The sequence below is a fragment of the Pseudomonas sp. MF6396 genome, from assembly GCF_002018915.1.
Taxonomy (GTDB): domain Bacteria; phylum Pseudomonadota; class Gammaproteobacteria; order Pseudomonadales; family Pseudomonadaceae; genus Aquipseudomonas; species Aquipseudomonas palmensis.
The window spans coordinates 127,451-134,743 of record NZ_MVOK01000017.1 but is presented as its reverse complement, the minus strand read 5'-3'; the positions used below and the strand labels follow the sequence as shown (position 1 = coordinate 134,743).

Annotated in this window: 6 protein-coding genes; 5 read left to right on the top strand and 1 reads right to left on the bottom strand. The window is 63.6% G+C overall.

The window, feature by feature from the left end; all coding sequences use genetic code 11:
* Nucleotides 1–111: 111 nt before the first annotated feature.
* On the bottom strand, nt 112–471 hold the full coding sequence (locus tag MF6396_RS18030; RefSeq protein ID WP_043861751.1) for a response regulator: 360 nt from the start codon (nt 469–471) through the stop codon (nt 112–114).
* A 269-nt stretch (nt 472–740) separates the two neighbouring features.
* Between MF6396_RS18030 and MF6396_RS18025 the strand changes: the two genes are divergently transcribed.
* Genes MF6396_RS18025 through MF6396_RS18005 form a run of 5 tightly spaced genes read left to right on the top strand, consistent with a single transcriptional unit; the run spans nt 741 to nt 7,275 of the window.
* Nucleotides 741–4,232, top strand: coding sequence for a response regulator (locus tag MF6396_RS18025; RefSeq protein WP_078481179.1), 3,492 nt, complete (start codon nt 741–743; stop codon nt 4,230–4,232).
* Entirely contained in the window at nt 4,229–5,050 is an 822-nt protein-coding gene (locus MF6396_RS18020) for a CheR family methyltransferase (protein ID WP_043861753.1), read from the top strand. Before MF6396_RS18025 ends, MF6396_RS18020 begins: the two co-directional genes overlap by 4 nt.
* Nucleotides 5,047–5,622, top strand: a complete 576-nt coding sequence (locus MF6396_RS18015) for a chemotaxis protein CheB (RefSeq protein ID WP_043861754.1) — start codon at nt 5,047–5,049, stop codon at nt 5,620–5,622. Before MF6396_RS18020 ends, MF6396_RS18015 begins: the two co-directional genes overlap by 4 nt.
* The gene (locus MF6396_RS18010; RefSeq protein ID WP_043861755.1) at nt 5,616–6,842 is read left to right on the top strand and encodes a hybrid sensor histidine kinase/response regulator; all 1,227 of its coding nucleotides are present in this window, start codon (nt 5,616–5,618) and stop codon (nt 6,840–6,842) included. Before MF6396_RS18015 ends, MF6396_RS18010 begins: the two co-directional genes overlap by 7 nt.
* A gap of 55 nt (nt 6,843–6,897) precedes the next feature.
* Complete coding sequence (locus MF6396_RS18005) at nt 6,898–7,275, top strand: response regulator (protein ID WP_043861756.1); 378 nt, start codon at nt 6,898–6,900, stop codon at nt 7,273–7,275.
* Nucleotides 7,276–7,293 lie beyond the last annotated feature (18 nt).

The following is a 7,293-nucleotide window of genomic DNA, read 5'->3' as shown; positions in this document are numbered from 1 at the left end:
TGTGTCGTGTGAGTTGGCGTGGTGGGAGTGTCTAGATTGCCACATTCGTCTGCGTCGGCGGGTTTAATTGTGAAGAAGTGATGAGGTACAGCGGTGCGGGAGCGGGCGCGCCTAGAGGGCCAGAATCGAGGTCACCTTGTCGCGCAGCTGGTCGATGCTGAACGGCTTGCCGATCATGTGCATGCCCTCGGGCACATCGAAGCTGTCGGCATAGCCACTGGCGAACAGGATGGGCAACAGCGGCCGCAGTTCGCGGGCCTTGCCCGCCAGTTGCTTGCCGTCCATGTCGGGCAAGCCGACATCGGTCATCATCAGGGCAAGGGGTTTGTCCGGGTTGCCCAGCACTTGCAGCGCTTCTTCGGCATCTTTGGCCTCCACCACCTGGTAACCCAGTTCATCGAGCACATCCACCATCAGCATGCGCACGATGGCGTCGTCTTCGACGACCAGAAGAGGGTGATTATCGGGCATGGCAGGATCCTGTGAAAATGGGTGACACACTATCTGTAAACAGCACGCGGTGCTTAGTTCCCTGGATCGTCAAACGTACCAGCCAGTGAGCATAGCGGGCTCTGGCCAAACAGGGAACGTTTGGCGCAGCACTGGCTCAAATACGGGCTCGATGCCCGGCCAACACGGGCGCGGCGCCACGCTGCGGGCATTGAACTGGCGGAAAACTGGAACAATTGCTCGAAAATCCGTCACACTCTTTCGTTCGTCTACTTGCTCGGGCCTTTCCAATGAGTCAACCAGCCTCGACCGATCAGCAGAGCTTTCGCAAGCTGCTGAGCCGCAACATCGGCCTGCCCCTGGGGGTCGGTCTGATCAGTGCGGTGGTTTTCGTCGCCGTGATTGCCTACCTGCTGTCGGTCATCCAGTGGGTCGCCCACACCGACCGGGTGATCAACAACGCCAACGAGGCGGTCAAGCTGTCCATCGACATGGAAACCGGCATGCGCGGTTTCCTGCTCACCGGCGACGAGCAATTCCTCGACCCCTATGAAGTGGCCAAGCCACGCATACAGGCCGAACTCGAGACGCTCAAGCAACTGGTGGCCGACAACCCGCAGCAGGTCGACCGCCTGAGCCGCCTGCAAGCCCTGCAGGCCGCCTGGAACAACTTTGGCAAGGACATGATCGACCTGCGCCGCGCCAATGACGACTACCGCACGCCCATCAAGCTCGGTCAGGGCAAGCGCCTGACCGACGAGATCCGCAAGGAGTTCGACGATTTCGTCGCGATGGAGCAACAGTTGCGTCTTGCCCGCAACGATCAGGTCAGCAACACCACGCAGTGGTCCATTTCCCTTTATCTGGCCTTCGTGGTGCTGCTCAGCGCATTGCTGGCCTATATCGGCCGCCGCGACCTGCTCAACCTGTCCAGCAACTACGCGGCCAACCTGGAGGCCCAGCAGCGCGCTGCCGAGCGCCTCGAACAGCAGGCCTGGCAGCGCGCCGGGCAATCGCGTCTGGCCGAGCAGGTGCTGGGGCAACTGACCCTGCCGATGCTGGGCAACAACATCCTGCAGTTCTTCGCCCATTACCTGGGCAGCGTGGTGGCGGCTGTGTACGTGCGCGACGAGCATGGCAGCCTGCGCCGCGTGGCCAGCTACGGCTTCTCCCGCGAGCAGCAGGGGCAGGAGCAGGTTGTCGGCGCCCAGGAGGGCATCCTTGCCCAGGCCGTGGCGCAGCGTCGCCTGATGCGCCTGGACGAGGTGCCGCAGGACTACTTCAAGGTCAGCTCCGGGCTGGGCGAGGGGTGCCCGCGCAACGTGCTGGTGATTCCGGCGATCAACGACGGCCAGGTCAATGGCGTGGTCGAGCTGGGCTTTCTGCGCGCAGTGGAGGACCGCGACATCGAGTTTCTCGAGCGGTTGGCCGACAACCTGGGCACCTCCATCGAGAGTGCGCGCTATCGCCAGCGCCTGCAGGAAGTGCTGGCCGAAACCCAGCAGCTCAACGAAGAGCTGCAGGTGCAGCAGGAAGAGCTCAAGACCGCCAACGAAGAGCTCGAGGAACAGTCCCGGGTGCTCAAGGAGTCCCAGGCCCATCTGGAGACGCAGCAGGCCGAGCTGGAGCAGACCAACGAGCAACTGGCCGAGCGTACCGACGCGCTGGCCGAGCAGCGCGATGCGCTGGACCGCAAGAACGGCGAGCTGAACCGGGTGCAGGTCGAGTTGCAGGAGCGTGCAGAGGAACTGCAGCGCTCGAGCAAGTACAAGTCCGAATTCCTCGCCAACATGTCCCACGAGCTGCGCACCCCGCTCAACAGCTCGCTGATCCTGGCCAAGCTGCTGGCCGAGAACCCGCAGGACAACCTCAGCGCCGAGCAGGTCAAGTTCGCCGAGTCGATCTATTCGGCCGGCAACGACCTGCTCAACCTGATCAACGACATTCTCGACATCGCCAAGGTCGAGGCCGGCAAGCTCGATGTACGCGCCGAAACCACCCACATCAGCCGCATGGCCGAAGGCCTGCGCAGCCTGTTCGAGCCGCTGGCGCAGCAGAAGCAGCTGGCCTTCAGCGTCACCGTAGAGCCGCAGGTGCCGGCCACCCTGTTCACCGATCGCCAGCGCCTGGAGCAGATCCTCAAGAACCTGCTGTCCAACGCGCTGAAGTTCACCGAGCGCGGCCAGGTGGCGCTGACCATCGGCTACCAGGCCGGCACCGGCATCGTGTTCTCGGTGCGCGACAGTGGCATCGGCATTGCCGACGACCAGCAGCAGAGCATCTTCGAAGCCTTCCACCAGGCCGACGGCACCACCAACCGGCGCTACGGAGGCACGGGCCTGGGGCTGTCGATTTCCCGTGACCTGGCGCAGTTGCTGGGCGGCCAGATCCGTGTCGAAAGCCAACTGGGCCAGGGCAGCGTGTTCAGCCTGATACTGCCCGAGTCGTACGAGCCGAGCGTCGAGGCGCAGCCGCTGGCACTGGTGGCCCGCGCCGCCGCGCCGTTGCCCGTGGCGGCCCCCGTCGTGCTGCCGGCCGCCGAAGCCCCGCGTCCGGCGGCCAGCTTCGCCGACGACCGTCACCTGGCACCGTTCAGCAACCGCTGCATCCTGGTGATCGAGGACGAGCCCAACTTTGCCCGCATCCTCTTCGACCTGGCCCACGAGCTGGGCTACAGCTGCCTGGTGGCCCAGGCCGCCGACGAAGGCTTCGAACTGGCGGCCAGCTACATCCCCGACGCCATCCTGCTGGACATGCGCCTGCCCGACCATTCCGGCCTAACCGTGCTGCAGCGGCTCAAGGAGCAGGCGTCCACCCGGCACATACCGGTGCACATCATCTCGGTCGAGGACCGTGTCGAGGCGGCCATGCACATGGGCGCGATCGGCTATGCGGTCAAGCCCACCAGCCGCGAGGAGCTCAAGGCCGTGTTCGGCCGCCTGGAAGCCAAGCTGACCCAGAAGCTCAAGCACATCCTGCTGGTGGAAGACGATGACCTGCAGCGCGAAAGCATCGCCCGCCTGATCGGCGACGAAGACATCAAGATCACCGCGGTGGGCATGGCTCAGGAAGCCCTGGAGCTGCTGCGCGAGAACATCTACGACTGCATGATCATCGACCTCAAGCTGCCCGACATGCTCGGCAACGAGCTGCTCAAGCGCATGACCGCCGACGATATCCGCTCGTTCCCGCCGGTGATCGTCTACACCGGGCGCAACCTGACCCGCGACGAAGAGGCCGACCTGCTCAAGTACTCGCGCTCGATCATCATCAAGGGCGCGCGTTCACCCGAGCGGTTGCTGGATGAAGTCACGCTGTTTCTGCACAAAGTCGAGTCGACGCTGTCCCATGAACGTCAGCGCATGCTCAAGACCGCGCGCAGCCGCGACAAGGTGTTCGAGGGGCGCAAGATCCTGCTGGTGGACGACGACGTGCGCAACATCTTCGCCCTCACCAGTGCGCTGGAGCACAAGGGCGCGATCGTGGAGATCGGTCGCAATGGCCGCGAGGCCATCGAAAAACTCGAGCAGGTCAGCGATATCGACCTGGTGCTGATGGACGTGATGATGCCGGAGATGGACGGCTACGAAGCCACCCGGCGCATTCGCAAGGACCCGCGCTGGCGCAAGCTGCCGATCATCGCCGTCACCGCCAAGGCCATGAAGGATGACCAGGAGCGCTGCCTGCAGGCCGGCGCCAACGACTACCTGGCCAAGCCGATAGAGCTGGACCGGCTGTTCTCCCTGATTCGGGTATGGCTGCCGCAACTGGAGCGAATTTGAGTATCGAACGTAACACCGACATTGAAATCCGGCTGCTGATCGAGGCGATCTACCTCAAGTACAGCTACGACTTTCGCGACTATTCCGGCGCTTCGATCAAGCGCCGGGTGCTGCATGCCGTGCGCCAGTTCGAATGTGCCACGGTGTCGGCCCTGCAGGAACGGGTGCTGCACGACCCGAGTGTGTTCATGCAGTTGCTGCAGTACCTCACCATCCCGGTGAGCGAGATGTTTCGCGACCCCGGTCACTTCCTCGCGCTGCGCGAGGAGGTGGTGCCGCACCTCAAGACCTGGCCCTCGATCAAGATCTGGATTGCCGGCTGCAGCACGGGCGAGGAGGTCTACTCCATGGCCATCCTGCTGCGCGAAGAGGGGCTGCTCGAACGCACCATCATCTACGCCACCGACATCAACCCCAGCTCGCTGGAAAAGGCCAAGCAGGGCATCTACTCGATGCAGAACATGCGCGAGTACACCGAGAACTACCAGAAGGCCGGCGGGCGCCGGGCCTTCAGTGACTACTACACTGCCGCCTATGGCAACGCGATCATCGACAGCAGCCTGCGCGAAAACGTGACCTTCGCCGACCACAGCCTGGCCACCGACAGCGTGTTCTCCGAAACCCAGCTGATCTCGTGCCGCAACGTGCTCATCTACTTCAACAAGACCCTGCAGGACCGGGCCTTCGGCCTGTTTCACGACTCGCTGTGCCACCGTGGCTTTCTGGTGCTGGGCAGCAAGGAAACCCTGGATTTTTCCGCTTACGCCAACCGCTTCGACGCGCTGGTCAAGCCAGAACGGATCTACCGAAAGTCATGAAAGGCACCGATGCGATCGTGGTGGGGGCTTCAGCCGGGGGCGTGTCGGCGCTGCTCACGGTGTTTGCCGCCTTGCCCGCCGACTACGCCATTGCGCTGCTGTGCGTGCTGCACCTGCCCGACGACCGCCACAGCCAGCTGGCCGAAGTCTTCAGCCGCCGCTTGCAGCGCCCCGTGCAGGAGGCCCGCGACAAGGAAAGCGTGGTGCCGGGGATGATCTACGTGGCCGGCCCCGGCTATCACCTGTCGGTGGAGCGTGACCGCAGCCTGTCCCTGAGCCAGGAGGACCGCGTGCACTTTTCCCGGCCCTCGATCGACATCCTCTTCGAGTCGGCCGCCGATGCCTATGGCGACGGCCTGGTCGGCGTGTTGCTGACCGGCGCCAACGAAGACGGTGCGCGCGGGCTGGCGCGCATCAAGGAGCACGGCGGTACTACCCTGATTCAAGACCCGCATGAGGCGCAAGTCGCGGTCATGCCCGAGGCGGCGCTGGCGCTGCACCGGCCCGACCACATACTCCCATTGAATGGCATCGGGCAATTGCTCGCCAAGCTGGAACCACGTGCATGCTAAGCCATATCCAAGCAAACCTGCTGATCGTCGACGACCTGCCGGAAAACCTGCTGGCGCTCGAGGCGCTGATCAAGGGGCCGGACCGCAACGTGTACCAGGCGCAATCGGCCGACCATGCGTTGTCGCTGTTGCTCGAGCACGAGTTCGCGCTGGCCATCCTCGACGTCCAGATGCCCGGAATGAACGGTTTCGAACTGGCCGAGATGATGCGCGGTACGGAAAAGACCAAGAACATTCCCATCGTGTTCGTGAGCGCTGCGGCGCGCGAGATGAACTACGCCTTCAAGGGCTACGAGAGCGGCGCGGTGGACTTCCTGCACAAGCCGCTGGACACCCAGGCGGTGAAGAGCAAGGTGGCGGTGTTCATCGACCTGTACCGCCAGCGCAAGGCCCTCGGCCAGCAGTTGGAGGCCCTGGAGCGCAGCCGCCAGGAGCAGGAGCTGCTGCTGGCGCAGCTGCAGGTCACGCGCAGCGAGCTGGAGCACGCGGTACGCATGCGCGACGACTTCATGTCGATCGTCTCCCACGAGGTGCGCACACCGCTCAACGGTCTGATACTGGAGACCCAGCTGCGCAAGCTGCACCTGGCGCGCAACAACGCCGATGCCTTCACCCTGGACAAGATGCACGCCATGGTCGAGCGTGACGAGCGCCAGATCAACAGCCTGATCCGGCTGATCGAAGACATGCTCGACGTGTCGCGCATCCGTACCGGCAAGCTGTCGATCCGGCCCGCATCGTTCGACCTGTGCCAGCTGGTCAGCGGCCTGGTCGAGAACTTCGCCGCCCAGGCGGCTGCGGTCGACTCGAGCATCAGCCTGCAGGCCGGCGCCGAACTGGTCGGCTACTGGGACGAGTTTCGTATCGAGCAGGTGATCGCCAACCTGCTCACCAACGCCCTGCGCTATGGCGCCAAGTCGCCGGTGCAGGTGCGCGTGTTCGAGGAACAGGGCATGGCCTGCGTGCAGGTGCGCGACCATGGCATCGGCATCAGTGCCGAGAACCAGCAGCGCATCTTCCAGCAGTTCGAGCGGGTATGCTCCAACCAGAGCAGTGCCGGCCTGGGGCTGGGCCTGTATATTTCCGAACAGATCGTGCTGGCCCATGGCGGCAGCATCACGGTCAGCAGTACCGAGGGCCAGGGCGCGACATTCAGCGTGCGCCTGCCACTGGTACGCAGCCCGCAAGAAAGTGGCGCGCAGCAGGCAACCTCTGCGTGAGGCCGGGGTCGTATAGCGATCCCCCATGAATCAAATACGAGTTGAAGGCATTGGCATGAGTGAAGATGCGCAAGATGTAGTACTGGTCGTCGAAGACGAACCGGTCATTCGCATGATCCTGAAGGACTATCTTCAAGGCGAGGGCTATCACGTGCTGGTGGCCGAAGATGGCGAGCAGGCATTCAAGATCCTGGCCAGCAAGCCGCACCTGGACCTTATCGTGACCGACTTCCGCCTGCCGGGCGGCATTTCAGGGGTACAGATCGCCGAACCTGCGGTCAAGCTGCGCCCGGACCTGAAGGTGATCTTCATCAGTGGCTACCCGGCGGAGATCCGTGAGTCGGGCAGCCCGATCGCGTTCAAGGCACCGATCCTGGCCAAGCCGTTCGACCTGGACAGCCTGCGCGACCAGATTCAGGAACTCCTGAAATAGGCCTGACGTTGGCGTGAG

Excerpts from the sequence above, each read along its gene's own strand:
- MF6396_RS18030 (WP_043861751.1), bottom strand. The coding sequence starts at position 471 with ATGCCCGATAATCACCCTCTTCTGGTCGTCGAAGACGACGCCATCGTG.
- MF6396_RS18025 (WP_078481179.1), top strand. The coding sequence starts at position 741 with ATGAGTCAACCAGCCTCGACCGATCAGCAGAGCTTTCGCAAGCTGCTG.
- MF6396_RS18015 (WP_043861754.1), top strand. The coding sequence starts at position 5,047 with ATGAAAGGCACCGATGCGATCGTGGTGGGGGCTTCAGCCGGGGGCGTG.
- MF6396_RS18010 (WP_043861755.1), top strand. The coding sequence starts at position 5,616 with ATGCTAAGCCATATCCAAGCAAACCTGCTGATCGTCGACGACCTGCCG.
- MF6396_RS18005 (WP_043861756.1), top strand. The coding sequence starts at position 6,898 with ATGAGTGAAGATGCGCAAGATGTAGTACTGGTCGTCGAAGACGAACCG.